Raw genomic sequence first — 23,081 nt, forward strand, 5'->3', positions numbered from 1 at the left:
TTTTATGGCTAAAGCACCTGCCAACAGCGCGGCCCGCCGTGTGAGCAAGAAGGTCCGCAAGAACATTGCAGACGGCATCGCTCACGTGCACGCCTCGTTCAACAACACCATCATCACCATCACGGACCGTCAGGGCAACGCCCTGTCGTGGGCCTCGAGCGGTGGTCAAGGCTTCAAGGGCTCGCGCAAGTCCACCCCCTTCGCTGCCCAGGTGGCTGCTGAAGTGGCTGGCCGTGCCGCTCAAGAGCAAGGCATCAAGAACCTGGACGTCGAGATCAAGGGCCCCGGTCCTGGTCGTGAGTCCTCGGTTCGCGCCCTGGCTTCGCTGGGTATCCGGATCAACTCGATCTCGGACGTGACCCCCGTGCCGCACAACGGCTGCCGTCCCCAGAAGCGTCGTCGCATCTGATTCGGCTCTGTGCGCCTCGCCCGCGGCTGGTCCGTCGGCGAGGCGTTGCCTTTTGGTGATCCGGTCTTTGCAGTCTTTGCACGCAGCAAGGAGCGTCACCGTCGCGTAACCCCGGCGAGCGTGGTCATTGCTTGACAAATCCATTCAGAGTTGTCTGGTATTCATGTAATAAGGGTTGTCCTGTGGCTATAATCGCAGGTTTTTCGCGCGCGTGCCGCTTTTGAGCGGCCTGCGCCATTTCAAGACCACCGTTCGAGCGCACAACAATATCCGCCGAACTCGCGTCGGACGGCCCATGCCGCCGCTGACGTCAGACTGATTTGAGAGGACACTCAAGTGGCACGTTATCTCGGACCCAAGGCCAAACTGGCCCGCCGCGAAGGCACCGACCTGTTCCTGAAGAGCGCCCGTCGCCCCATCAGCGACAAGGCCAAGTTCGACACCAAGCCTGGTCAGCACGGCCGCACCTCCGGTTCGCGCACCTCCGACTTCGGCCTGCAACTGCGTGAAAAGCAGAAGGTCAAGCGCATGTACGGCGTGTTGGAGAAGCAATTCCGCCGCTACTTCGCCGAAGCCGAGCGCCGCAAGGGCAACACCGGCTCGAATCTGCTGTCGCTGCTGGAATCACGTCTGGACAACGTCGTGTACCGCATGGGCTTCGGCTCCACGCGCGCTGAAGCTCGCCAGCTGGTGGGCCACAAGGGCGTGACGGTGAACGGCCAGGTCGTGAACATCCCGTCGTACAGCGTGAAGTCGGGCGATGTCGTCGCCGTGCGCGACAAGGCCAAGAAGCAGGCCCGCGTGCAAGAGTCCGTGAAGCTGGCCGAGTCCATCGGCATGCCGGGCTGGGTGCAAGTTGACGCCACCAAGCTGGAAGGCGTCTTCAAGAAGGCCCCTGACCGCGACGAATTCGGCTCCGACATCAACGAATCGTTGATCGTCGAACTGTACTCGCGTTGATTCTTTCAGGGCTTTCGGGCGCTGGCCGTGCTGGCTGCGCCCGGTAGCCCTGCTGTCGTTTTTTCAAAAAGTTGCCGGTCGCAAGACCGGTTGGTCCATCAGCCTTATCGGTGTAACGAGCCGAGGGTATTGACAGGAAGGCCTCATGCAAACCACGTTGCTGAAACCCAAAGCCATCCAGGTGGAGCCGCTGGGCGGCCACCGCGCCAAAGTCACACTCGAGCCTTTCGAGCGTGGCTATGGTCACACGCTGGGCAACGCGCTTCGCCGCGTGCTGCTGTCGTCGATGGTGGGTTTTGCGCCGACGGAAGTCACCATCGCCGGTGTGCTGCACGAATACTCCACGCTGGACGGCGTGCAGGAAGACGTCGTACACATCATGCTGAACCTCAAGGGCGTGGTGTTCCGTCTGCACAACCGTGACGAAGTCACCCTGGTGCTGCGCAAGGATGGCGAAGGCCCGGTCACGGCCGCCGACATCCAGACCCCCCACGACGTCGAGATCGTGAACCCCAACCATGTCATCTGCCACCTGTCGCAAGGCGGCAAGCTGGACATGCAGATCAAGGTCGAGAAGGGCCGCGGCTATGTGCCGGGTACCCTGCGCCGCTACGGCGAAGAGACCAAGGCCATCGGCCGCATCGTGCTGGACGCTTCGTTCTCGCCGGTCAAGCGCGTGAGCTACACGGTTGAAAGCGCCCGTGTAGAACAGCGTACCGACCTGGACAAGCTGGTCATGGAAATCGAAACCAACGGCGCCATCTCGCCGGAGGAAGCCATCCGTGCTTCGGCCAAGATCCTGGTTGAACAATTGGCCGTGTTCGCACAGTTGGAAGGCAGCGAGCTGGGCAGCTTCATCGATGCGCCCGCCAAGGCCGCGCAGAACTTCGACCCGATCCTGCTGCGTCCCGTGGACGAGCTGGAACTCACGGTCCGTTCCGCCAACTGCCTCAAGGCCGAGAACATCTACTACATCGGCGACCTCATCCAGCGCACCGAGACCGAGCTGCTCAAGACCCCGAACCTGGGTCGCAAGTCGCTCAACGAGATCAAGGAAGTGCTGGCATCGCGTGGTCTGGCCCTGGGCTCGCGCCTGGAAGCCTGGCCGCCGCAAGGTCTGGACAAGCGTTGATATCTTGAAAGTGGGTGGCTCACAGAGCCACCCGGTGCACCCGGCGGTACCTTGAAACGGCCGCCGGTTTTATAAGGAAAGGAAAGCACCATGCGTCACGGAAACGGACTCCGTAAACTCAACCGTACTTCGTCTCACCGCGCCGCCATGTTCCGCAACATGGCCAATTCGCTGATCGAGCACGAAGGCATCAAGACCACCGTGCCCAAGGCCAAGGAACTGCGTCGCATCGTCGAGCCGCTGATCACCCTGGCCAAAGAGCCGACGGTGGCCAACCGCCGTCTGGCATTTGACCGCCTGCGCAACCGCGACAACGTGGTCAAGCTGTTCGACGTGCTGGGCCCCCGCTTCGCCAAGCGTCCTGGTGGCTACACCCGCATCCTGAAGATGGGTTTCCGTGTGGGCGACAACGCTCCCATGGCCTACATGGAGCTGGTCGAGCGCACCGAAGTGGCTGAAGAAGCTGCTACCGAAGGCGCCGCTGAATAAGCCAGCCTGACAGGCCGGGCGCATGCTCGGCACTGATGCAAAAAAGCCAGCAGTGATGCTGGTTTTTTTGTTGCTCGCTGATGTGTGTTGCCTGAAAGATCTTTTGAAGTTTTTCTGCACCCCTTGCGCACAACAGAAAAAACATGCTATAGTTTACGTCTCTGCCGCGGGGTGGAGCAGTCTGGTAGCTCGTTGGGCTCATAACCCAAAGGTCGTAGGTTCAAATCCTGCCCCCGCAACCAATTTAACAAACGCCGGCTTTGCCGGCGTTTGTCGTTTCTGGGCTTGTTTCATGCTGACAGGCCTGTCCGCCAGAGGCAGCGGCGGAGGGACAAACAAAAGGGCCCCTCAGGGCCCTTTGCTTCTTCTTGACGATGTCGCTTGGCGTTTCAGGCGCGCACAGAGGTACGTCGTCTAGCCACCATGCCCATCACACCCAGGCCCGCCAGCACCAGGGCCATCGATTCGGGCTCAGGCACGGCCGCCACGGTGGTGGCGAAGCCGCCATAAGCCGCAAAGGTCGACGCGATCGGCGTGGCGACGAACGACAGGGTATAGGCGCCATCGGCCAGGCCCGAGAAGGTGAACGACTTGGGCGTCGTCAGCGTCGGGGTGATCGTCGTGGAGAACGATGTGGGGCCGCTCAGCGTCACCAGGATGGAGGACTCGTCCGTGGCCTTCAGGCTGCCGAACAGGTCGGACAGGTTGGTGGCCGAGTCCAGCGTGAAGCTGTAGGAGAAGGTGACAGGGCCGAACTGTGTGCCGTAGCCAGTGATTTCAGCATAGCTCGGGTTGGTGCCGAGGTCGCCAGCCGTAGCGGCGAAGGCGCCAGCGGAGCCCAGGGCGAGGGCGGCGGCTGCAGCGAGGCTGCGAAGCGTGAATTGCATGGTGTGTTGTCCTTGGACAGGTTGATGGAATGGTGCGCTTTGGGCCCCTGGAGGCCCACCCCATGTCGTCTGACGGCTTGGTGGCCGCTCTTGATGCTGAAATCCGACATGAGCCGCTGGCCTACACCTCCCGGACACCTGTCTGTTTCAAAAGTGTGGAGCTGTAGCTGAACAAAATGAATCCCGCGCGCGGGGTCCGGCGCCTCCTACGTGTTTGTAGGAGGGCCCTGGCATGCGGATCAGCAGCCCCCGATGGGGGCGCTTGCCGAGGACTGGCAAGCTATGGCAGCACAGAGGACAAAAAAAGGGCGCTCCGAGGAGCGCCCAAATGAGATAGTGGAAAAACATGCATACGCGTATACATGCGCTTACATTGTTACATCATCTGACGAAAGTTTGATACACCTGAATCAGGTGGAACCAGTGCTTGCTTGGCTGGGGGCGGCCGGGATGGTCGTGGTGGAGGTGATGTAACGCTGCACGCTCAGGTCATCGGTACGGATGTCCGTTGCGCGCCCGCAGATCTGGTCGGCCAGCACGCGGGCGGAGCCGCAGGCCATGGTCCACCCGAGGGTGCCGTGCCCGGTGTTGAGGTACAGATTGCGCCAGGGTGTGGGGCCGACGATGGGCGTGCCGTCCGGGGTCATGGGGCGCAGGCCTGTCCAGAATGTGGCCGCGGGCAGGTCTGCAGCATCGGGGAACAGGCCGTCCAGGCTCATTTCCAGCGTGAGGCGGCGGCGTGCGCGCAGGCTGAGGTCGAAGCCGCGCAGTTCGGCCATGCCGCCCACGCGGATGCGGTGCTCGAAGCGGGTGATGGCGATCTTGTGGCTTTCATCCAGCACAGTGGAGCGTGGCGCGCGTGTGGCATCGGTGATGGGCGCCGTGATCGAGTAGCCCTTGACGGGGTACACCGGCAGCTTGATCAAGCCTTGCAAGAGTTGGGGTGACATGACGCCCAGCGCCATCACGTAGGCCTGGGCCTGGAGGACGCTGCCACCTGCCAAACGCACGCCGGTGATCTCCTGCTGATTGGTGAGCAGCCTGTCGATGGCGGTGTCGAACTGAAAACGCACGCCCAGCGCCTGCGCCATGTGCGCGAGCCGGGTGCTGAACTGCTGATAGTCACCGGTTTCATCGCCGGGCAGGTGCAGGCCGCCGACCAGCGCGCTGGTGTTCGGGGCTGGCTTGATGCCTTGCAGCGCAGGCCCGGTGGTGAGCAAGGTGTGTGGCACGCCGGCTTCACGCAGCACGGCGACATCGCGGGTACTGGCGTCGAACTGGGCTGCGGTGCTGAAGACCTGCAGGGTGCCCAGTTGCCGGCCTTCATAGGCGATGCCGGTGTCGGCCCGCAGCGTGCGCAGGTAATCGCGGCTGTAGGTGGCCAGCCGCACCATGCGCTCCTTGTTGACGGCGTAGCGCTCTGGCGTGCATTGGCGCAGCAGTTGCCACATCCAGCGCCATTGGTCGAGGCTGCCGTCCAGCCCGATGGCCAGCGGCGAGTGAGCCTGCAGCATCCAGCGCAGGGCCTTGATCGGCAGGCCGGGCGATGCCCTGGGAGAGGCGTAGCCCGGCGAGATCTGCCCCGCGTTGGCAAAACTGGTTTCCAGCGCCGGGCCGCTCTGGCGGTCGATTCCCGTGACCTCGTGACCGGCGCGCGCCAGGTACCAGGCCGTGGTGATCCCGATGACGCCGCTGCCCAGGACGATGACGCTCATGGGGCGGCCTCTGTGTCATCTCATGCGCCAGTGCGTGGGCTCACTGGCTGCTGGGGAAGTTGAAGGCGGCCTTCTCGCGCACGCCGGACGAGGGCCAGCGCTGCGTGATGGTCTTGCGGCGGGTGTAGAAGCGCACGCCATCGGGGCCGTAGGCGCTCAGGTCGCCGAACAGCGAGCGCTTCCAGCCGCCGAAGCTGTGGAAGGCGACGGGCACGGGCAGGGGCACGTTCACGCCGACCATGCCCACCTTGATGCGGTCGGTGAAGTAGCGGGCGGCTTCGCCGTCACGCGTGAAGATGCAGGTGCCGTTGCCGTATTCGTGCGCGTCGATCAGGGCCATGGCCTCGTCCAGCGAGGCGGTGCGTACCAGACTGAGCACGGGGCCGAAGATCTCGTCGCGGTAGATGCTCATCAGCGGCGTGACCTTGTCGAACAGGCAGCCGCCCAGGAAGTAGCCGTCGCCGCCGTCCTTGACCTGCACCTCGCGGCCATCGACCACCAGGCTGGCGCCTTCGCGCACGCCGGCGTCCACGTAGCCGCGCACCTTGTCGAAATGCGCGCGCGTGACCAGCGGGCCCATGTCGTTGCTGGCCACGGTGCCGGGGCCGACCTTCATCTGGCTCAGGGCCGTGCTCAGCCGCTGGGCTAGCGCATCGCCCACGTCATCGCCCACGGCCACGACCACGGGGATGGCCATGCAGCGCTCACCGCAGGAGCCGAAGGCTGCGCCCATCAGGGCTGACACGGCGTTGTCCAGGTCCGCATCGGGCATGACCACGGCGTGATTCTTGGCGCCGCCCAGGGCCTGCACGCGCTTGCCGTTGGCGCAGCCGCGCGTGTAGATGGATTCGGCGATGGGCGTGGAGCCGACGAAGCTCACGGCCTGCACCACGGGGCTGTCGAGCAGCGCGTCAACGGCTTCCTTATCGCCGTTGACCACGTTGAGCACGCCCGGGGGCAGGCCGGCTTCCAGCGCGAGTTGCGCCAGGAACAGCGTGGACGAAGGCGTCTTCTCGGAGGGCTTGAGCACGAAGGTGTTGCCGCAGACCACGGCCAGCGGCCACATCCACAAAGACACCATGGCCGGGAAGTTGAACGGCGTGATGCCGGCGACCACGCCCAGCGGCTGGAACTCGCTCCACGAGTCGATGCCGGGGCCGACATTTTTGGTGTGCTCGCCCTTGAGCAGTTCGGGCGCACCGCAGGCGAACTCGACGTTCTCGATGCCGCGCTGCAGCTCGCCCAGGGCATCGCTCAGCACCTTGCCGTGCTCGGACGTGATCAGGGCGCAGATGTCGTCAGCACGTTCTTCGAGCAGTTGCTTGAAGCGGTACATCACGCGGGCGCGCTTGGCGGGCGGCGTGTCGCGCCAGGCCGGGAAGGCGGCTTCGGCGGCAGCGATGGCCTGCTCGACCGTGGCCTTGGCGGCCAGGGCGACGTGCTTGGTGACGCGGCCCTGGGCCGGGTCGACGACCTCTTGCGTGCGGGCGGTGTCGGCGATGGTCTGGCCGTTGATGAAGTGTCCGACGGTCTGCATGGTGTGTGTTGTGCTGTGCGTGGGTTCTTGAGGGGTATTGTCGTGCGGCGTTGGCGCAGGCGCTCAGGCTTGCTGATCCAGCGCCTCGCCCAGCACCGCGACCAGTTCGTCGATCTGCGCGGGTGTGGACACGAAGGGCGGTGCCAGTTGGATGGTGTCGCCACCGAAGCGTACGTAGTAGCCGGCCTTCCAGCAGCGCATCGCGATCTCGAAAGGGCGGCAGGCCGGATCGCCCGGCAGTGCATCGATCGTGAAGCCGGCGGCCAGGCCGATGTTGCGGATGTCCTTGACGTGGCGGCGACCCTTGAGGCTGTGCACGGCGTTCTCGAAATGCGGCGCCAGCGCGCGGACCAGGCCGGGGGCATCGCTCTGCGCCAGCAGGTCCAGCGTGGCCAGGGCCGCAGCGCACGCCACCGGGTGCGCCGAGTAGGTGTAGCCGTGCGGGAACTCCACCAGGTGTTCGGCGCCGCCGGCGTTCATGAAGGTGTCGTGGATCTCGCCCTTGACGACCACACCGCCCATCGGGATCACACCGTTGGTGACCTGCTTGGCGAAGTTGAGGATGTCGGGCGTGACACCGAAGGCCTTGGCGGCTGTCCAGGCGCCCGTGCGGCCGAAGCCGGTGATGACCTCGTCGAAGATCAGCAGGATGTTGTGCGCCGTGCAGATCTCGCGCAGGCGCTGCAGGTAGCCCTTGGGCGGCACCACCACGCCCGCTGAACCGGAGAAGGGCTCGACGATCACGGCCGCGATGTTGGAGGCATCGTGCAGTGCGATCAGGTCCAGCAACTCGTCGGCCAGGTGCGCACCCTCATCGGGCAGGCCGCGCGAGAAGGCATTGCCGGGCAGTTGTGTGTGCGGCAGGTGATCGGCCTGCAGGCCTTCGCCATAGAGCTTGCGGTTGCCGCCGATGCCACCCACGCTGATGCCGCCGTAGTTGACGCCGTGGTAGCCCTTGAGCCGACCGATCAGCCGTGTCTTGCTGGCCTGGCCCTTCAGGCGCCAGTAGGCCCGCGCGATCTTGAGGGACGTGTCAGCCGCCTCGGAGCCCGAGCCGGTGAAGAAGACGTGGTCCAGGCCCTCGGGCATGTGCTTGACGATGCGCTCGGCCACCTGGAAGGACAGCGGGTGCCCGAACTGGAAGGCCGGCGCGTAATCCAGTGTGCTGACTTGCTGCGCCACGGCCTGGGCGATCTCGTCGCGGCCATGGCCCAAACCGCAGGTCCACAGGCCCGACAGGCCGTCGAAGATCTCGCGGCCATCGGCATCACGGTAGTGGCAGCCCCGGGCGCTGACCAGCAGACGCGGATCCTGCTTGAACTGCCGGTTGGCGGTGAAGGGCATCCAGTGCGCGTCGAGCTGGGCGGCGCTCAAGGGCACAGGGGCGGGGGAGGGCAGGTCGCTCAGGTCCATGGTGGTGTGCGCTGTCTGGTATGCAAGGTGAGTGCTTCAGTGCATTGTGGCGAGCACTTCTGTTCTAATAAACAGGCATCTATCGCCGCTTGCTTGCATAGGATTGAAACTTTCATGGTCAAGAAGGCCCTGCTCGGCCAGGTCAGTGATTCGGAGATCCGGCTGCTGCGCATCTTCAAGGTGGTGGTGGAGAGCGGGGGCCTGTCGGCGGCGGAGCTGGAGCTCAACATCGGCCGCTCGACCGTGAGCCGGCATTTGAAGGACCTGGAAACCCGCCTGGGCCTGGTACTGTGCCGGCGGGGGCGGGCCGGGTTCGCGCTCACGCCGGACGGCCAGCGCGTCTACGACGGCGCCCAACGCCTGCTCGACGCGATGGACGGCTTTCGCAACGACGTGCGCGAGATGCACGCCGAGCTGGTCGGCACCCTGGCCATCGGCCTGTTCGACAAGACCGTCACCAACCCATTGGCGCGCATCAGCCAGGCGATCCGCGACTTCCGGGGGGCGGCGCTCAACGTGTCGCTGGACATCACCGTGGCCTCGCTCAACGAGATCGAATCCGGCGTGATCGACGGCCGGCTGCACCTGGGTATCGTGCCGGACCACCGCCGATCCGACAGCCTGGACTACCTGGAGCTGTTCGACGAGGCCATGTACCTGTACTGCGGCCGCCAGCACCCGCTGTTCGGTCGTGACCACGCCCGCCTGGGCTGGGATGAACTGCAGGCCTGCGACCATGCGGCGCTGGCCTTTCACTCGCCCAACATGGAGGCCACGCACCGCCTGAACCTGCGCCGCCAGGCCACCGCCAGCGACCAGGAGGCCATCGCGCTGCTGATCCTGTCCGGGCGCTATGTGGGCTTCCTGCCCGACCATTACGCGGCGGCCTTCGTGCAGGGCGGGCTGATCGAGCGGGTGGCGCACCCGGAGTGCATGTACGGCGTGCGTTTCGTGGCGATCACGCGGCGCTCGCCCGAGCCTTCGCGGCCGGTGCGGGCCTTCCTGGACGCGCTGGCCGCGGCGCACCGGCCGGGCTGATCCTGTGCACTGTGGCCGCGCGGGAAGATCCTCAGGCGGCCCCCTGCGGCCCGCGGCGTTAGAATCGACGGTCTGACGCCCACCCACCGCCCCGGCCGCATTGTTCCTCTCGCCCTTGTCGCGGCGATACCGGCCCCGGCACTACGGTGCACCCTGGGCAGTCTCCCGAAAGGAATACCCCATGTCGATGGACGACCGCGACGGCAAGATCTGGATGGATGGCCAAATGGTGGAATGGCGCGATGCCAAGATCCACGTGCTGACCCACACGCTGCACTATGGCTGTGGCGCCTTCGAAGGCGTACGCGCCTACAACACCCAGCAGGGCCCGGCGATCTTCCGTCTGCAGGACCACACCGACCGCCTGTTCAACAGCGCCAAGATCCTGCGCATGCAGATCCCGTTCACCAAGGAGCAGGTCAATCAGGCCCAGCTCGACGTGATCAAGGCCAACAACCTGGACAGCGGCTACCTGCGCCCCCTGGTGTGGCTGGGCTCCGAGAAGATGGGCGTGAGCCCCAAGGGTGCCAAGGTGCACCTGATGGTCGCCGCCTGGCCCTGGGGTGCCTACCTGGGTGAAGACGGCCTCAAGCGCGGCATCCGCGTCAAGACCTCCAGCTACACGCGCCACCACGTCAACATCACGATGACGCAGGCCAAGGCCGTCAGCAACTACAGCAACTCGATCCTGGCCAACATGGAAGCCACGGAAGACGGCTACGACGAGGCCCTGTTGCTCGACAGCGCCGGCTTCGTCTCTGAAGGCGCGGGCGAGAACATCTTCGTGGTCAAGGGCGGTGTCATCTACACGCCCGACCTGTCGGCCGGTGCGCTCAACGGCATCACCCGCAACACCGTGTTCGCGATCGCCAAGGACCTGGGCCTGGAGATCGTGCAAAAGCGCATCACCCGCGACGAGATCTACATCAGCGACGAGGCCTTCTTCACCGGCACCGCCGCTGAAGTGACGCCCATCCGCGAACTGGACCGCATCGAGATCGGCCAGGGTTCGCGCGGCCCCATCACCGAGAAGATCCAGACGGCCTTCTTCGACATCGTCAACGGCCGCAACCCCAAGTACGCCGAGTGGCTGACCAAGGTCTGAGCCTCGTTTGATTGCAGGAGTCCCCCGATGAGCGCAAACGTGCAAACCCCCAAGGCCGTGGTGGAAGTGACGGCCGCTGACCTGCAAGGCCCCGGCGTGGTGTTCTGCCCGAACCCCAAGCAGGCCTTGTGGAGCAACCACCCCAAGGTCTACCTGGACGTGGCCACCACGGGCGAGGCCCGCTGCTCCTACTGCGGCACGGTGTACAAGCTCAAGGCCGGTGAGAAGGTCGGGCACGGGCACTGAGCCCCTGTCTGATGGACGCATCGCCAGCCGCCTTCGGGCGGCTTTTTCGTGGGCCGAGTCGGCACAATCTCGCCATGCGTGCATCTTCATGTCTTGGTCGGCACCTGCTGGTGAGCCTGGCTCAAAGGAGTTGGGCTGTTTGTGCGGTGGTGCTGATGGGCTTGCCGGCTGTGCAGGCTCAAGCGCAGGTTCAGCAGGGCAAGGCTGGCGCTGAGCCCCAGCGCCTTCGCATCGGCCTGGTGCTCTCTGGCGGCGGTGCCCGGGGCCTCACCCACGTCGGCGTGCTCAAGGTGCTGGAGCGCGAACGCATCCCCGTGGACGTGATCGCGGGCACCTCCATGGGCGCCATCGTGGGGGGGCTGTACGCCACCGGCATGACGGCCAAGGAGGTCGAGCAGGAAGTGCTGCGCCTGGATTGGGACAATGTGTTCGCGGCGCGCGTGGAGCGACGGGAACTGTCGCAGCGGCGCAAGGAGCAGGATTTCGAGGTCTCGCCGCTGTTCGAGCTGGGCTTTGGTGCGGACGGGGTCCGTGCCCCGCTGGGGCCTGTCTCCAGCCGGGGCCTGGAAGCGCATCTTCGTCGCCTGACCTTGCCGGCGCGCCAGTACACCGATTTCGATCACCTGCCCACGCCGTTCCGCGCCGTGGCCACCGACATGGAAACCGGCCAGCCCGTGATCCTCAAGGACGGTGACCTGGCCACCGCGCTGCGCAGCAGCATGTCCGTGCCCGGCGTGTTCGCGCCGGTCGAGGTGGGCGGGCGCATCCTGGGTGATGGTGGCCTGGTCGACAACACGCCGGTGGGCGTGGCGCGCGCCATGGGCGCCGAGCGCCTGATCGTGGTCAACATCGGCACGCCGCTGTCCAAGCGCGACACGCTCTCGTCGTTCACGGGCGTGACGGCGCAGATGATCAACATCCTCACCGAACAGAACGTGCAGCGCAGCCTGGCCACGCTCACGCCGCGTGATGTCTTGATCGCCCCCGTGCTCGATGGCCTCACCGCGGCTGACTTCAACCGCGCCCGCGACTTCATGGACCAGGGCGAGATCCAGGCCGAGGCGCTGGTGCTGCGCATGCAGGATCTCAAGGTCAGCGAGGCCGAGTACGCCCGCTGGCAGGCGCACCGCAAGGGCCAGCCTGCGGCCAAGCCCGGCCCGCTGCGTGAAGTGCGCTTCGAGGGCTCGCGCAACACCCACCCCGAGGTCTTGGCCGGCACGCTGGAAACCCGCTCTGGCGAGAATTTCGATGTGGCCAAGGCCGAGCGTGACGTGCGCCGCCTGGCAGCCACCGGCGACTACCTGCGCACCGACTACGGCATCGAGCGCCGCGCGGATGGCGAAGGCCTGGTCTTCCGGCTGGAGGACAAGCCCTGGGGGCCCGACTACATCCAGCTGGGGCTGGATTTCTCGGCCGACTCCGAAGGCCGCAGCGCCTTCAACCTCAAGCTGGTGCACAACCGCCATTGGCTGGACGACAGCGGCGCGGAGTGGCGCAACTTCATCCGTGTGGGCTCCACGCCGTCCATCCAGACCGAGTGGTACCGCCCCGTCGGCTGGGCCCTGCCCAGCGATGGCCTGCGCGCCTTTGTGGCGGTCAGCAGCGGGCTGATGCGCCGCACCTCCGATGTCTACAACGATCCGGCGGACAAACCGGCGCTGTCACTGTCACGCCGCTCCGGCATGCTCGGTGCCGACCTGGGCCTGACCTGGCGCGAGCTGGGCGAGATCCGCCTGGGCTGGTCCGGCCAGCGCGGGCGTGACGAGCCCGATCTGGTGTCCTCGCGCTGGTTGGGGCCGCAGGACACGCAGCGCTGGACCGAGGCCGGCTGGCGCCTGCGCACCGTCTTCGACCAGCTCGACAGCGCCAACTTCCCGACCCGCGGGTGGCGTTTCGAAGGGCTGTACTTCAATGGCCACCGCTATGGCGATGGCCTCGCCGAAGGCTCGACCGGGGCCATGAGCCGCTGGGATTTCAATGCGCAGGCCGCGACCAGCGTGGGCCCGCACATCTTCCAGGTGGCCGCGCGGGTGGCTGGTGCCACGGGCGCCTTGCCGGAGTTTTCGCGCTATGGCCTGGGTGGCTTCCAGCAGCTGTCGGGCTATGCGGCCGATCAGCTCAGCGGCCAGCAGGTGGCTTTGGTGCGCGCCGGCTACGCCCTTCGCCTGGCCACGGCACCGCTCACGCGTGGGGTGTACCTGGGTGCCAGTGTGGAGGCTGGCAACGCCTGGCAGCGCTGGAGCGCGCCTGAGCAAGGGCAGTGGCGCCACGGCATGAGCCTGTACCTGGGCGCGGACACGGCCATCGGACCGGTCTTCCTGGGCGTGGGTGCCGCACAGAGCGTGCGCCCCGTGGTGATGCTGTTCGTCGGTCGGCCTTGATGGCGCTCGAGCCCCAGGCCGGACGCAGCCGGCTCAGCGACTCAGACGCGGCTGAGCAGGGCCCCGGCCGTCTTGCGCAGGTGGTCCATGATGTGGCCGGCGATCTTGGTCAACGGCAGCACCTCGTTGATGGCGCCGGCTGCGATGGCCTCGCGCGGCATGCCGAAGACCACGCAGGTGGCTTCGTCCTGCGCCACGCAGTAGGCGCCCGCATCGCGCATCTCGCGCATGGCCGTGGCGCCGTCCGCGCCCATGCCGGTCAGCATGATGGCGATGGCATTGGGCCCCACGGTGGCGGCCGCTGACTTGAACAGCACCTCCACGCTGGGCTTGTGGCGGTTGACCGGATCGCCGTCGCGCACGCGGGCCACGTAGTTGGCGCCGGATTTCTCTACGCTCAGGTGCAGGCCGCCGGGGGCGATGTAGGCGTGGCCGGGCAGGATGCGCTCGCCGTCCTCGGCCTCCTTCACACGGATCTTGCACAGGCCGTCCAGGCGGGCGGCGTAGTTGCGCGTGAAGCCGGGCGGCATGTGCTGGGTGATGACCACGGCCGGGCAGTCGGCGGGCAGGGCGGTCAACACTTCCTTGGTGGCCTCGGTGCCGCCGGTGGAGGCGCCGATGAAGAATATCTTCTCTGTGGACAGCCGTCCCAGCGAGGCCAGCGTCACGCGCGGTGCGGCCGGTGCGTGGTGAGCGTGCGATGCTGCGCTGCCATGGGCGCCCGGCGCGTGGGCCGTGGGTACCGCATGCGCGCCCGTGCTCATCATCGAGGCCGGTGCGGGCGGCGGGCGGTGGATGCGGGCCTTGGAGGCCACGCGGATCTTGTCGGTGATGTCGTGCGACAGCTGGCGCAGACCGTCGGCCACGCCGATCTTGGGCTTGGCCACGAAGTCGATCGCGCCCAGCTCCAGCGCCTTGAGCGTGACGTCAGCACCGCGCTCGGTCAGCGTCGACACCATCACCACCGGCATGGGCCGCAGGCGCATCAGCTTGGACAGGAAGTCGATGCCGTCCATCTTGGGCATCTCCACGTCCAGCGTGATCACGTCGGGGTTGAGGTTGCGGATCATCTCGCGCGCCGCCAGCGGGTCGGCGGCCGCGCCGATGCACTCCATGTCCGGCTGGCGGTTGATGATCTCGGCGAGCAGGCTTCGGACCAGTGCCGAATCGTCCACCACCACCACTCTTGTCTTTGCCATGGTCGGCCTCTCAATTCTTCAGAACAGGTCCACGGAGCCGCCGCCGGTCGAGGCTGGCGTGGTGGCGGCCTTCTGCAGGGCCGCGCGCTCCTGGGCCACCAGGGCTTCGGGGTTGCTGGGGGCCAGGCGCTTGACCATGGCCTTGCCGCTGTGCGGGAAGAAGCACACCTTGCGGGGGTACACGTCCATCACGTCCTTGGAGACGATGGGGATGCGCTCCGTCTTCAGATAGTCCATCACGAAGGCGGTATTGCGCTCGCCCACGTTCAAGCTGTTCATGCCCGACAGCACCGCGCCGCCGCCAAACACCTTGGCCTCCAGCGACATGCGGTTGGCACCCATCTTCATCAGCTCGTTGATCAGCAGCTCCATCGCGTACGAGCCGTAGCGGCCCGACTCGTTGCCGTTGCCGCCGCCATCGGGCAGCATGAAGTGGTTCATGCCGCCTACGTGGGCCTGGCGGTCCCACAGGCACACGGCGATGCACGAGCCCAGCGTGGTCATGATCAGCAGGTCCTCGTCGTGCACGAAGTACTCGCCCGGCAGGATCTTCACCGCGTCGGACTGGAAATGCGCCTCGTAGAAGAAGAACGAAGCCTCGCCTGGCTTGGGCGTGCGCGCCTTCAGGCGGGCCAGGCGGTCGCGCTTGTGCGCGGCGATGGCATTGCCGACCGATGACACGCCGGGATGCAGCCCCGGCCCGCCATTGCGGGCTGAACTGCTGGAGGATGGGCTGATCATGATGCTGTCGAGCTCCGGCGGGGGTTAGACCTTGTCATACACCGTTTTGCCGCGCAGCTTGAACAGATCGCGCGAATCGGTGAAGTTTTCAGAGTGGCCCACGAACAAAAGCCCGTGGGGGCGCATCACGCCGTGCATGCGCTCGAGGACCTTGCGCTGTGTCGCATGGTCGAAATAGATCATCACGTTACGGCAGAAGATCACGTCAAAGGGTTCGCCCATCGACCAGTGCGTCTGCATCAGGTTGAAGGGCTTGAACTCGATCATGCGCGCCAGCTCGGGCTTGACGCGGATCTGGCCTTCATTGCCACCCTTGCCCTTGAGGAAGAAATTGCGCAGGCGCCCTGGCGACAGGCCGCGCGAATCGGCGTTGTAGACCCCGCGCGAGGCCGTCTGCAGCACATTGGTGTCGATGTCGCTGGCCATGATCTTCACGCTGGCGTGCAGGCCCAGGGTCTCGGCCACCGTCATCGCGATGGAATAGGGCTCTTCGCCGGTGGATGCGGCGCAGCACCAGATGCGGATGCTCTTGCCCGTGCCGTGGGCCTTGAGCCAGTCGGCGAAGGTGTGGAAATGGTGGTCTTCGCGGAAGAAGGCGGTCAGGTTGGTCGTCAGGCAGTTGACGAACTCCTGCCACTCCCGCTGGGCCGTGTCGCCCGAGGTCTGCTCCAGCCACTGAAGGTAGCTGTCGAAGGACTGGTGCTGGGTGTCACGCAGGCGGCGCGACAGCCGGCTGTAGACCATGGCCTGCTTGCCTTCGTGCAAATGGATGCCCGCACGCTGGTAGATCAAGGAGCGAACCCGGTCGAAATCGCGCGTGCTGAAGCTGAACTCGCGGTCCTGGGCGGCGCCGATCGGGTCTCGTTGCTGGGCGTTCATCATTATGGGAACAGGCTCTCGGCAGGGGAGAAAGGCAGGGCGATTCCTGCACGTGTTCACATATCGACAAATCGGACGAACCCTTGAGCGCCGTGTGCGATGGTGACCACATTGCATCAACAAAAGACATTTACTCCGTTATTTCGCGCCTTGAGTTTTCCGGGCACTGTTAGACTTTCTTTCATTTTCCGCCCCTCGCCCGGAGCGCCATTGCCTCCATGCCTCCAGTTGTTCCCTCTCCAGAAGCCGATCTGCTCCAGGTTGCCGCGCAAGATCGCGTCCTGAGGCTTGATCTGGCCCTCAACCTGCTTCAGCAGGCGGGGTGGGCGCTTCCCGAAGGCTTGCAGCCGGACTCCGTCGAGTGGCTGCAGGCGATCATCGATGGCCTGTGCGATGTCTCCAGCCGCGATGCCCTGACGGGCTTGGTCAACCGCCGTCAGTTCGAGGTCGCCATTGGCCGCGAGGTCGATCGCGTGGCCCGCGCTGGCGAGCCCGCCCTGCTGCTGGTGCTGGACATCGACCACTTCAAGAAGGTCAACGACACCCATGGCCACGCGGCCGGCGATGTCGTGATCCAGAGCGTGGCGCGCACCCTGCTCGAATGCGTGCGCCCCATGGACACCGTGGCCCGTGTCGGCGGCGAAGAATTCGCCATCATCCTGCCCAACTGCCCCCCCGCCTTCGGGCAGGCCGTGGCCGAGCGGATCCGCACGAAAGTGGCTGCCCAGCCGGTCGCCCTCATCGGCGGTCAGGCTTTGAACATCACCGTCAGCGTTGGCGGCGCGTTTGCGCCACAGTGGGTGCGCTCGTCAGCGGCCCTGTGGACCGAACGGGCCGATCAGCAGCTGTACCGCGCCAAGGCCGAAGGGCGCAACCTTACCTGTCTGGAAATGCCCCCGCTCACCGTCGTCAGCGCCGAAGAAAAAGGCTTGCTGTTCGGCGCATTTGGGCAATCTGACGCACTCTCTGGTGCGCAAGAGGGCTTAGGTTCGGCCGAAGAACTGCCGAATACCTTTCCATGACTGCGACCATGACCGAACCCGAGCTGACTTCCGCCCCGCCGACTGTGCGACTGGCGCGCACGCTGGCCGTGACCAGTGGCAAGGGTGGTGTAGGCAAGACCTTCTTCAGTGCGAACCTGGCGGCCGCCCTCAGCAGGCAGGGCCTGAAGGTGCTGGTGCTGGACGCCGACCTGGGCTTGGCCAATCTGGACGTGGTCCTGAACCTGTATCCCAAGATCACGCTGCATGACGTGTTCACCGGCAAGGCCCAGCTGGAAGAAGCCATCCTGCCGGCGCCCGGCGGCTTCTCGGTGCTGCTGGCCGGTTCCGGCCTGGTGGAGTATTCCCGCCTGACGCCCGAGGTGCGCGAGCAGCTGATGGACATCATCGCCACGGTGTCGCCGCGCTTCGATGTGCTGCTGCTGGACACCGGCGCCGGCATTTCCGATGTCGTGCTGTTCGCGCTGTCGCTCGCGCACGAGATCATCGTGGTCGCCACGCCCGAGCCGACGTCCATGACCGATGCCTACGCCACCATCAAGGTGCTGGCCGCCCAGCAGGGCCGCGAGCAATTGCACATGGTGATCAACCAGGTGAACCGGGCAGGCGAAGGCCGCACGATCTGCCAGCAACTGCAGCAGGTGGTCGAGCGCTTCGTGCTGACGCCCTCGGGCACCTCGCCCAAGCTCAACTACATCGGCGACATCCCCCTGGATGTCAGCGTGCGCGGTGCCGTGCAGCGCCGTTCGCTGCTGCTGGAGCTGCATCCCGGCTGCCCCGCCTCGCAGGGGGTGGTGCAGATCGCGACCAAGCTGAACAGCCGCGGCTGATTCCCTCTGGCGAGCAGGGCGCCCCGGCGTCCTTGTTCGCAGATGGGCCAAGACAGGCCATAGACAGGCGCGCTTGCGGCTACAGTGCCGGCCATGACTTCCCCTGACGACGACACCGCCACCGGCGACGGCCAGCAACCGGCCACAGCCTACGACTGGGTGGGCGGCGACAGCGCCGTGCGCGCCCTGGTCGACCGCTTCTACGACCTGATGGACCTGGAGCCGGCCTACGCCGAGTTGCGCGCCACGCACCCGCCGGATCTGGCCTCGGCCCGCGACAAGCTCTACTGGTTCCTCAGCGGCTGGCTGGGCGGCCCCAACCACTACATCGAACGCTTCGGCCACCCGCGCCTGCGCATGCGCCACATGCCGTTTTCCATCGGCATCCTGGAGCGTGATCAGTGGCTGGCCTGCATGGCCCAGGCCATGAAGGAGCTGGCGCTGGATCCGGTGCTGCAGGAGCGCCTGAGCAAGGCCTTCTTCCAGACGGCCGACTGGATGCGCAACAAGGGCGTCTGATCGCTCCTGTGACGGCGGCCTGAGCGCGCTCAGGCTTCCTGCGCGGCCTGCAGCGGCGTGGTGCCCGATTGCAGCAGCACGATCAACGCGCCGGCCCCGCCTTCATCGCCCCGGGCCTGCACGAAGGCCAGCACCCGGTCGCTCTGCACCAGCCAGCGCTTGACCTTGTCCTTGATGACGGGGATGCGCCCGGGCGAGCCCAGGCCCTTGCCGTGGACCACGCGCACGCAGCGCCAGCCGCGCACCTGTGCATCACGCAGGAAGCGGCCCAGCTCCTGGCGGGCCTCTTCGCTGCGCAGGCCGTGCAGATCGACCTGGCCTTGCAGGGCCCACACACCACGGCGCAGCTTGCGCAGCACATCCGGGCCCAGCTCGGGGCGGCGGAAGGCCAGGGATTCGTCCGTCTCCAGCAGCGTCTCGACATCGAACTCGTCGGACAGTGATTCCTGCAGCACGGCCTGTTCATCCTGCTGACGGTGCTGCGGGATGGGGGCAGGGGGCGTGCGCCGGGCCTCGGCGCGGTTCTTGTCAGGCAGCCGGTGCACCGTGCCCACGGACTGCTGGAACAAGGCCTGGTCCTGCACGCGCTGCGCCTGGGCCTTCTCGCGCTCGGCGCGCGCTACCCGTTCGGCCTCGGCCCGTGCCGCTGCTTCACGCGCAGCCGAACGCAATGCCTTCTTCAAGTCGGCAAAGTCGTTCAGCGTGGTCGGTGATGCGGGCTTGGAACGAGGTGGGCTCACGACCCCAAGCCTACAACACCTTCAGAGCAATCCGCGCTCGGCGAATGAAACGACGCCGGTGTGCCCCACCACGAAGTGATCCAGTACACGCACATCCACCAATGACAGGCTGCTCTTGAGCGTCTGCGTGAGCAGTTCGTCGGCGCGCGAAGGCTCCAGCACGCCCGAGGGGTGGTTGTGCGCCAGGATCACGGCGGCCGCGTTGTGGGCCAGAGCGCGCTTGACGACCTCTCTTGGGTAAACGCTCGTTTGATTCAAGGTGCCTCTGAACATTTCCTCGTCGGCCACCAGGCGGTGTTGCGCATCGAGGAACAGCACCGAGAACACCTCGTGGGGCAGGCTGCCGATGCGCCACTGCAGGTAGTCGCGCACGGCCTGCGGGGATTCGAACACCGGCGCCTCACGCAGTTGCCCGTTCAGGCCGCGCCGCGCCATCTCGGCCACGGCCAGCAGTTCGGCCCGCTTGGCGGGGCCCAGGCCGCGGATGCGGTTCAGGCTGGCAGGCGGCGCGTGCAGCAGCCCGGCCATGCCGCCCAGATCATCCAGCATGCCCTGCGCCATCTGCAGCACCCCACGGCCCTGGATGCCGGTGCGCAGCAGCAGGGCCAGCAGCTCGGCATCGGCCAGCGCCGAGGCGCCCATGGCCAGCAATTTTTCGCGTGGCCGCATCGCGGCAGGCAGGTCTTTCATGAGGCGGTATCCCTGGTTGATGATGTAAACCTAAAATTGTGCTTTCGCTTTTCTTTTCAGCCCATCCTCCCGAAGGGGGTGGGTGTGCCTTCATGACCACTGCCGTCCCTACCGTCCAGCCCGGATCCTTCCTGACCCTGCACTACCGCCTGGCCGGGCCGGATGGCGCTGACCTGGTCAACACCTTCAACGACAAGCCCGCCACGCTGTCGCTGGGTTCGGGCGAGCTGTCGCCCGATCTGGAGGCTCGCCTGATCGGCCTGGCCGAAGGTACGCGCACCACCATCGAGCTGGCCGCAGGCGAGGCCTTCGGCCCCCGCAACCCCGAGCTGCTGCAGCGCGTGGGCATGGGCCTGATGCGCGAGTTGGGTGATCCGGACGAGACCTGGAACGTGGGCGATGTGGTGCAGTTCCCCACGCCGGATGGCCAGGGCCAGTTCGCCGGCGTGCTGCGTGAGCTGGACCCGGCTGGTGCCTGGGCCCTGTTCGATTTCAACCACCCGCTGGCCGGGCAGAGCGTCACCTTCGAGGTGCAGCTCATCGGCGTGCTGTGACCCCGGCCATGAACCAAGCGACCACTGCCGCCGCCACGCCGCACCAGGTGCAGGACGTGCTGCTGGCCGAGCCGCGCGGCTTCTGCGCCGGTGTGGACCGCGCCATCGAGATCGTCGAGCGCGCGCTGGCCCAGTTCGGCGCGCCCATCTACGTGCGCCACGAGATCGTGCACAACACCTACGTGGTCAACGACCTCAAGGGCAAGGGCGCCATCTTCATCGAGGACCTGGCCGACGTGCCGCCCGGCGCCACTCTGATCTTCAGCGCCCACGGCGTGAGCCAGGAAGTGCGCCGCGAGGCCGACCGCCGCGGCTTCCAGGTGTTCGATGCCACCTGCCCGCTGGTCACCAAGGTGCACATCGAGGTGGCCAAGCTGCGCCGCGAGGGTTACGAGTTCATCATGATCGGCCACAAGGGCCACCCCGAGGTCGAAGGCACCATGGGGCAGCTCTCCGATGGCATCTACCTGGTCGAGGATGAAGCCGATGTGGCCCGCGTGCAGGTGAGCGATCCGGCCAAGCTGGCCGTGGTCACGCAGACCACGCTGTCGGTCGATGATGCCGCCGCCATCATGGCCGCCATCAAGGCGCGCTTCCCGCAGATCCGCCAGCCCAAGCAGCAGGACATCTGCTACGCCACGCAGAACCGGCAGGACGCCATCAAGGTGATGGCGCCACAGGTCGATGTGGTCGTGGTGGTGGGCAGCCCCACCAGCTCCAACAGCAACCGCCTGCGCGAGCTGGCCGAGCGCCTGGGCACGCCGGCCTACATGGTCGATTGCGCTGAGGACTTGCAGGCCGCCTGGTTCGAAGGCCGCCCCCGCGTGGGCCTCACGGCCGGCGCCTCCGCGCCAGATGTGCTGGTGCAGCGCGTGATCCAGCAGCTCAAACAGCTGGGCGCCGTGGCCGTGCGCCGCATGCAGGGCGTGGAGGAGCACGTGCGCTTCCCGCTGCCCAAGGGCCTGGGCGGCACGGGCTTGGACCGGCCCCTGCCCACCGAGCGATCCGCACCCTGACCTGGCCCGATCGCCTCATCGCGCGCACCTGCCGATGAGCGCGGGCCGCGCAGGCGCAGCCGTGCCTCGCGGCCCATTCCCTACAATCGCTGCTCGAACCCAGAGAAACACACCATGCTCGACATCGCCCTGCTGCGCAAAGACCTCGACAGCGTGCTGGCCCGCCTGGCCCTGCGCAAGACCCCCCAGCCCTTCCTGGATGAAGCCCGCTACCGTTCGCTCGAAGCCGAACGCAAGCAGATCCAGACCCGCACCGAGGAGCTGCAAGCCCTGCGCAACAGCCTGTCCAAGCAGATCGGCCAACTCAAGGGCAAGGCCGCCAAGGGCGAGGACACCACGGCCGAGGTGAATGCCGTGATGGCGCAGGTGGCCGGCATCGGCGACGAGCTCAAGACCAGCGCCGAGCGCCTCGAAGGCATCCAGGCCGACCTGCAAGGCCTGCTGCTCGCCGTGCCCAACCTGCCGCAGGAATCGGTGCCCGTGGGCAGCGACGAATCCGGCAACGTCGAGGTGCGCCGCTGGGGTACGCCCGGCACCTACGACTTCGCCGTGAAGGACCACGTGGACCTGGGCGAAGCGCTGGGCCTCGATTTCGAGACCGGTGCCAAGCTCTCGGGCGCGCGCTTCACCTTCATGAAGGGCCCCATCGCCCGCCTGCACCGTGCCCTCGCGCAGTTCATGCTCGACGTGCAGACGCAGGAGCACGGCTACATCGAGTGCTACACGCCCTACCTGGTGAAGGCACCTGCGCTGCACGGCACGGGCCAGTTGCCCAAGTTCGAGCAGGATCTCTTCCACGTCACCTCGGGTGATGGCGAAGCCGCCGACAGCAAGTGGTACCTGATTCCCACGTCGGAGGTCACGCTCACCAACACCGTGGCCGACACCATCGTGCCGCTGGAGCAACTGCCGCTCAAGCTCACCGGCCACACACCGTGCTTCCGCTCCGAGGCGGGCAGCGCCGGCCGCGACACGCGCGGCATGATCCGCCAGCACCAGTTCGACAAGGTCGAGATGGTGCAGATCACCACGCCCGAGCAGAGCAACGCCGCGCTCGAAGAGATGGTGGGCCATGCCGAGGCCGTGCTGCAAAAGCTCGAACTGCCTTACCGCGTGGTCTCGCTGTGCACCGGTGACATGGGCTTCGGCGCCGCCAAGACCTACGACCTGGAGGTGTGGCTGCCTGCGCAGAACACCTACCGCGAGATCAGCTCCGTCTCCAACTGCGAGGCCTTCCAGGCCCGCCGCATGCAGGCCCGCTACAAGACGGCCCAAGGCAAGAACGAGCTGGTGCACACGCTCAACGGCTCCGGCCTGGCCGTGGGCCGTGCGCTGGTGGCGGTGCTGGAGAACCACCAGCAGGCCGATGGCAGCATCAAGGTGCCCGCCGCACTGCGCCCCTATGTTGGCGGTGCCGAAGTGCTCAAGGCCTGATCACACCAACGGAAGTACCTGAAAACGCTGCTATACTCGCGGGCTACGCCGTTGACCACGGTGCACCGAATTGGAGAGGTGGCAGAGTGGTCGAATGTACCTGACTCGAAATCAGGCGTACGTGAATAACGTACCGTGGGTTCGAATCCCACCCTCTCCGCCAGAA

23 protein-coding genes and 2 tRNA genes are annotated in these 23,081 nt (G+C 66.2%); 16 read left to right on the plus strand and 9 right to left on the minus strand.

All coding sequences use genetic code 11. The annotated features are described in order from the left end of the window. The first annotated feature begins 4 nt into the window (after positions 1-4). The 5 genes from rpsK (at position 5) to WAQ08_RS05085 (ending at position 3,232) form a co-directional block, all read left to right on the plus strand. Complete coding sequence (gene rpsK / locus WAQ08_RS05065) at positions 5-409, plus strand: 30S ribosomal protein S11 (RefSeq protein ID WP_035036296.1); 405 nt, start codon at positions 5-7, stop codon at positions 407-409. 336 nt (positions 410-745) lie between these two features. Further along, complete coding sequence (rpsD, locus tag WAQ08_RS05070; RefSeq protein ID WP_422189615.1) at positions 746-1,369, plus strand: 30S ribosomal protein S4; 624 nt, start codon at positions 746-748, stop codon at positions 1,367-1,369. 145 nt (positions 1,370-1,514) lie between these two features. Further along, complete coding sequence (locus WAQ08_RS05075; RefSeq protein WP_422189617.1) at positions 1,515-2,501, plus strand: DNA-directed RNA polymerase subunit alpha; 987 nt, start codon at positions 1,515-1,517, stop codon at positions 2,499-2,501. Positions 2,502-2,591: 90 nt separating this feature from the next. Next, a complete protein-coding gene (rplQ, locus tag WAQ08_RS05080; protein ID WP_422189619.1) occupies positions 2,592-2,990 on the plus strand; it encodes a 50S ribosomal protein L17 in 399 nt (132 codons plus the stop codon). A gap of 165 nt (positions 2,991-3,155) precedes the next feature. Continuing rightward, positions 3,156-3,232, plus strand: a tRNA-Met gene (locus WAQ08_RS05085). A gap of 147 nt (positions 3,233-3,379) precedes the next feature. Here the strand turns inward: WAQ08_RS05085 and WAQ08_RS05090 are convergent. The 4 genes from WAQ08_RS05090 to WAQ08_RS05105 all read right to left on the minus strand — a co-directional run bounded on the left by WAQ08_RS05090 (position 3,380) and on the right by WAQ08_RS05105 (position 8,542). Beyond that, positions 3,380-3,877 carry an FxDxF family PEP-CTERM protein gene (locus WAQ08_RS05090; RefSeq protein WP_422189621.1) on the minus strand — a complete coding sequence of 166 codons (498 nt, stop codon included), beginning with the start codon at positions 3,875-3,877 and terminating at the stop codon, positions 3,380-3,382. Positions 3,878-4,287: 410 nt separating this feature from the next. Further along, positions 4,288-5,592: a D-amino acid dehydrogenase gene (locus WAQ08_RS05095; RefSeq protein ID WP_422189624.1), complete on the minus strand. Its 1,305-nt coding sequence runs from the start codon at positions 5,590-5,592 to the stop codon at positions 4,288-4,290. A gap of 40 nt (positions 5,593-5,632) precedes the next feature. Further along, the gene (locus WAQ08_RS05100; protein ID WP_422189626.1) at positions 5,633-7,129 is read right to left on the minus strand and encodes a CoA-acylating methylmalonate-semialdehyde dehydrogenase; all 1,497 of its coding nucleotides are present in this window, start codon (positions 7,127-7,129) and stop codon (positions 5,633-5,635) included. Between the two features lie 63 nt (positions 7,130-7,192). Beyond that, on the minus strand, positions 7,193-8,542 hold the full coding sequence (locus WAQ08_RS05105) for an aspartate aminotransferase family protein (protein ID WP_422189628.1): 1,350 nt from the start codon (positions 8,540-8,542) through the stop codon (positions 7,193-7,195). Between the two features lie 114 nt (positions 8,543-8,656). Here WAQ08_RS05105 and WAQ08_RS05110 point away from each other — a divergent pair, with 114 nt between their 5' ends. From WAQ08_RS05110 to WAQ08_RS05125, 4 genes are all read left to right on the plus strand, one after another. Further along, positions 8,657-9,580 carry a LysR family transcriptional regulator gene (locus tag WAQ08_RS05110; RefSeq protein WP_422189630.1) on the plus strand — a complete coding sequence of 308 codons (924 nt, stop codon included), beginning with the start codon at positions 8,657-8,659 and terminating at the stop codon, positions 9,578-9,580. 181 nt (positions 9,581-9,761) lie between these two features. Next, complete coding sequence (locus WAQ08_RS05115) at positions 9,762-10,685, plus strand: branched-chain amino acid transaminase (RefSeq protein WP_422189632.1); 924 nt, start codon at positions 9,762-9,764, stop codon at positions 10,683-10,685. A 27-nt stretch (positions 10,686-10,712) separates the two neighbouring features. After that, positions 10,713-10,931: a zinc-finger domain-containing protein gene (locus tag WAQ08_RS05120; RefSeq protein ID WP_422189634.1), complete on the plus strand. Its 219-nt coding sequence runs from the start codon at positions 10,713-10,715 to the stop codon at positions 10,929-10,931. 74 nt (positions 10,932-11,005) lie between these two features. After that, a complete protein-coding gene (locus WAQ08_RS05125) occupies positions 11,006-13,312 on the plus strand; it encodes a patatin-like phospholipase family protein (RefSeq protein ID WP_422189636.1) in 2,307 nt (768 codons plus the stop codon). A gap of 41 nt (positions 13,313-13,353) precedes the next feature. Here the strand turns inward: WAQ08_RS05125 and WAQ08_RS05130 are convergent, their stop codons facing one another. The 3 genes from WAQ08_RS05130 to WAQ08_RS05140 are packed head-to-tail and all read right to left on the minus strand — an operon-like array spanning position 13,354 to position 16,134. Next, complete coding sequence (locus tag WAQ08_RS05130) at positions 13,354-14,511, minus strand: protein-glutamate methylesterase/protein-glutamine glutaminase (protein ID WP_422189638.1); 1,158 nt, start codon at positions 14,509-14,511, stop codon at positions 13,354-13,356. 18 nt (positions 14,512-14,529) lie between these two features. After that, positions 14,530-15,252, minus strand: a complete 723-nt coding sequence (gene cheD / locus WAQ08_RS05135; RefSeq protein WP_422189640.1) for a chemoreceptor glutamine deamidase CheD — start codon at positions 15,250-15,252, stop codon at positions 14,530-14,532. Between the two features lie 24 nt (positions 15,253-15,276). Then, positions 15,277-16,134: a CheR family methyltransferase gene (locus WAQ08_RS05140; RefSeq protein WP_422189642.1), complete on the minus strand. Its 858-nt coding sequence runs from the start codon at positions 16,132-16,134 to the stop codon at positions 15,277-15,279. A gap of 215 nt (positions 16,135-16,349) precedes the next feature. Between WAQ08_RS05140 and WAQ08_RS05145 the strand changes: the two genes are divergently transcribed. The 3 genes from WAQ08_RS05145 (at position 16,350) to WAQ08_RS05155 (ending at position 18,481) form a co-directional block, all read left to right on the plus strand. Beyond that, positions 16,350-17,153, plus strand: a complete 804-nt coding sequence (locus WAQ08_RS05145) for a GGDEF domain-containing protein (protein ID WP_422189644.1) — start codon at positions 16,350-16,352, stop codon at positions 17,151-17,153. A gap of 8 nt (positions 17,154-17,161) precedes the next feature. Next, complete coding sequence (locus tag WAQ08_RS05150; RefSeq protein ID WP_422189646.1) at positions 17,162-17,962, plus strand: MinD/ParA family protein; 801 nt, start codon at positions 17,162-17,164, stop codon at positions 17,960-17,962. 93 nt (positions 17,963-18,055) lie between these two features. Next, entirely contained in the window at positions 18,056-18,481 is a 426-nt protein-coding gene (locus tag WAQ08_RS05155; RefSeq protein ID WP_422189648.1) for a group II truncated hemoglobin, read from the plus strand. A gap of 29 nt (positions 18,482-18,510) precedes the next feature. Here the strand turns inward: WAQ08_RS05155 and WAQ08_RS05160 are convergent, their stop codons facing one another. Next, positions 18,511-19,221, minus strand: a complete 711-nt coding sequence (locus WAQ08_RS05160) for a Smr/MutS family protein (RefSeq protein ID WP_422189650.1) — start codon at positions 19,219-19,221, stop codon at positions 18,511-18,513. 21 nt (positions 19,222-19,242) lie between these two features. Next, positions 19,243-19,911 (minus strand): RadC family protein, encoded by a 669-nt coding sequence (gene radC / locus WAQ08_RS05165; protein ID WP_422189652.1) that lies wholly within the window; start codon positions 19,909-19,911, stop codon positions 19,243-19,245. Positions 19,912-20,003: 92 nt separating this feature from the next. On the opposite strand from radC, the gene WAQ08_RS05170 reads away from it, so the two are divergent. From WAQ08_RS05170 to WAQ08_RS05185, 4 genes are all read left to right on the plus strand, one after another. Continuing rightward, positions 20,004-20,465, plus strand: a complete 462-nt coding sequence (locus WAQ08_RS05170) for an FKBP-type peptidyl-prolyl cis-trans isomerase (protein WP_422189654.1) — start codon at positions 20,004-20,006, stop codon at positions 20,463-20,465. Positions 20,466-20,473: 8 nt separating this feature from the next. Beyond that, the gene (gene ispH / locus WAQ08_RS05175; protein ID WP_422189656.1) at positions 20,474-21,481 is read left to right on the plus strand and encodes a 4-hydroxy-3-methylbut-2-enyl diphosphate reductase; all 1,008 of its coding nucleotides are present in this window, start codon (positions 20,474-20,476) and stop codon (positions 21,479-21,481) included. Positions 21,482-21,595: 114 nt separating this feature from the next. Next, the gene (gene serS / locus WAQ08_RS05180) at positions 21,596-22,915 is read left to right on the plus strand and encodes a serine--tRNA ligase (protein WP_422189658.1); all 1,320 of its coding nucleotides are present in this window, start codon (positions 21,596-21,598) and stop codon (positions 22,913-22,915) included. A 72-nt stretch (positions 22,916-22,987) separates the two neighbouring features. After that, positions 22,988-23,078, plus strand: a tRNA-Ser gene (locus WAQ08_RS05185). The last annotated feature ends 3 nt before the right edge of the window (positions 23,079-23,081 follow it).

Origin of the sequence: Aquabacterium sp. (assembly GCF_049274795.1) — a bacterium.
In the GTDB taxonomy this organism is placed as follows: Bacteria; Pseudomonadota; Gammaproteobacteria; order Burkholderiales; family Burkholderiaceae_C; genus Aquabacterium.